This window comes from uncultured Devosia sp. (genome assembly GCF_913055165.1).
Lineage (GTDB): Bacteria > Pseudomonadota > Alphaproteobacteria > Rhizobiales > Devosiaceae > Devosia.
In genome coordinates this window covers 1-2725 of record NZ_CAJXJS010000117.1, presented here as the reverse complement: position 1 = coordinate 2725, position 2725 = coordinate 1, and the positions used below count along the sequence as shown (strand labels likewise).

The 2725-nt window shown below is 63.1% G+C and carries 3 protein-coding genes; 1 reads left to right on the top strand and 2 read right to left on the bottom strand.

The genetic code is table 11. From position 1 onward, the window contains the following. Positions 1 to 1434: pyruvate kinase (gene pyk / locus QZ564_RS19105; protein ID WP_297113543.1), on the top strand; the 1434-nt coding region annotated here is incomplete at its 5' end. A 101-nt stretch (positions 1435 to 1535) separates the two neighbouring features. Here the strand turns inward: pyk and QZ564_RS19100 are convergent. Continuing rightward, positions 1536 to 2513: a calcium/sodium antiporter gene (locus QZ564_RS19100; protein ID WP_297113541.1), complete on the bottom strand. Its 978-nt coding sequence runs from the start codon at positions 2511 to 2513 to the stop codon at positions 1536 to 1538. A gap of 125 nt (positions 2514 to 2638) precedes the next feature. After that, the coding region (locus tag QZ564_RS19095; RefSeq protein ID WP_297113545.1) for a ribosomal protein bL36 at positions 2639 to 2725 on the bottom strand (87 nt) is incomplete at its 5' end.

Here is a 2725-nt window from a genome sequence, read left to right as displayed (position 1 = left end):
CGGATCAGACGCGCAAAGATCCTTGCCACCCTCGGGCCTGCCAGCCACGAGGAGACCATGATCGAGGAACTGGCCAAAGCCGGCGCCGATGTCTTCCGCATCAATATGAGCCATGCCAGCCATGAGCTCCTGCACCAGACCGTCAAGCGCATCCGCGCGGTCGAAGCGCGCTTGAAGCATCCCATCGGCATCCTCGCCGATCTGCAGGGCCCCAAGCTGCGCGTCTGGAAATTCGCTGAAGGTTCAGTCAATCTCGTCGCCGGGCAGAAGTTCACGCTCGATAGCGAGCAGAACGACCAGGGCAACGCCGAGCGCGTCTACCTGCCGCATCCCGAAATCATCGAGAGTGTCTCAGTTGGCGATCGCCTGCTTCTCGACGATGGCAAGCTGCAACTGAAGGCAACCAAGGTCGGTGGCGGCGCCATCGAGACCGAAGTCGTCTATGGTGGCAAGCTCAGCGACAAGAAGGGCGTTTCTCTGCCCGATACCCTGTTGCCTACCGGCGCGCTCACCGAGAAGGACCATGCGGACCTGCTCGAGGCGCTCAAGGCCGAAGTGGACTGGATCGCCCTATCCTTCGTGCAGCGTCCCGAAGACATCATCGATGTCCGCAAGATCGTTCAGGGCCGCGCTGGCGTGATGGCCAAGATCGAAAAACCCCAGGCCATCGAACGGCTTGAAGAGATCGTCAAGCTCTCCGACGCCATCATGGTCGCCCGCGGTGACCTCGGCGTCGAACTGCCACTTGAGCAGGTGCCGGGCCTGCAAAAGCGCATGATCCGCATGTGTCGTCGCTTCGGCAAACCCGTGGTGGTGGCCACCCAGATGCTCGAGAGCATGATCACGGCGCCGGTGCCCACCCGCGCCGAAGTTTCCGACGTCTCCATCGCCGTTTTCGAAGGCGCCGACGCGGTCATGCTCTCGGCCGAAAGCGCGTCCGGACAGTATCCGGTGGAAGCCGTGACCACCATGGCCAAGGTGGCCGAGGCCGTCGAAAGCGACTCCAACTACCGCAACATCATCCGCGCCGCCCAGACAGAGCCGGAGGCGACTGCCGCCGACGCCATCTCCGCAGCGACCCGTCAAGTTGCCGAAACGCTCGACCTGGCCGCAATCGTCACCTACACGGCGTCGGGCTCCACCGGTATTCGCGCCGCCCGCGAACGGCCCAGCAAGCCCATTATCGCGCTCTCGCCCAATCTCAGGACCATCCGTCGTCTCTCGGTTGTCTGGGGCATTCATTGCGTACAGACCGAGGATGCGGTGAACCTGGAAGATATGGTCGATCGCGCCTGCGTCATCGCCTACCAAGAGGGCTTTGCCCGCCCCGGCGACCGCATTGCCATCACAGCCGGCGTTCCCCTGGGCACGCCGGGCGCAACCAACATGCTGCGCATCGCCTTTGTCCGGCAGGACGGCGCCGGCTCCAGCTGACCGAGAGCGGTCGTCCAACGCGCTATGTGGATAAGAGGCCCCGAACCCGGTTCGGAGCCTCTTCTTGTTCAGGGCCGCACCGACAAGGGGAGTGCTGCTTTCTAGACCCAAAGCCACCAGACATAGCCGGCATATCCGGCGACCAGGACAGCGCCCTCCCAGCGGGCAATGCGTCGCCCCGTATAGGCGAATGCCACGACCAGAAGCGAAACCGCGACCATGACGATATTGTCGAAGGACGCGATTTGCGGCGGCACCTGTGAAGGAGCGATCAACGCGGTCACACCGGCAATACCGAGTATGTTGTAGATATTGGACCCGATGATGTTGCCAAAGGCGACATCGGCCTCCCGCCTGATCGCTGCGACCAGGGATGTCACCAGCTCGGGCAATGACGTCCCAACCGCCACAATGGTCAGACCGATGACGGTCTCGGATATCCCGAACGAACGCGCCAGAGACACGGCGCCATTAACCAGCAGGTAGCCGCCGAACACAACGATACCCAGTCCGGCGATCGCGATCAGCAAAGAGGGGATCATGGACCCCGAAGCGGAGGCACCTGGCGCCAGCGCCGGGTCGGTTTCCTGCGCCGCGAGCCCCTTGTCATAGGCCGCACCGTGATCAGGCACGGCCGCCGACTCCCGACGGAAGGCCATATAGATATAGAACCCGAGCGCGCCCACGAATGCGAGGCCGATGAGGCGGCCGAGCGGCAGGAGCGGCGATAGCACCGCGAACACAACTGCCGCTCCAACCATGATCACGGCGTCGCGGCGCAGCGCCGAAGTCTGCACCAGAATGGGCGTGACCAGGGCAGATGTCCCAAGGATCAGCAGCAAATTGGTCATATTCGAACCCACGACATTGCCAAAGGCGATGCCGGGTGAATTGTTGAGCGCAGCCTGCACCGACGTCACCAGCTCGGGCGCTGACGTGCCAAACCCGACAAGCGTCAGGCCGATGACCAGAGGGGACACGCCGAGCCGCTCAGCGACCTGGACAGCGCCGCGTACCAGAAGTTCTCCGCCGATCACCAGCAGGATCAGGCCGCCCACCAGCATCAACCACACTGCCATCGCTGCACACTCCTCACTTACCCGGCGGCATGCCCGCCACTGGGAACTGGACTAGCCCTGCCTGTAAAGAACAAGGCCCGCACTTTCGTACGGGCCTTGCGCAAAATCAGATCAGCGGGAAGTGCTTAGCCCTGACGGGCCTTGAAGCGCTTGTCCACCTTGTTGATGATGTAAACGCGGCCGCGACGGCGGACGAGCTTGTTCGCGCGGTG

What these genes read in the sequence shown, in the direction of transcription:
- QZ564_RS19100 (WP_297113541.1), bottom strand. Translation starts at nt 2,513, where the DNA reads ATGGCAGTGTGGTTGATGCTGGTGGGCGGCCTGATCCTGCTGGTGATC.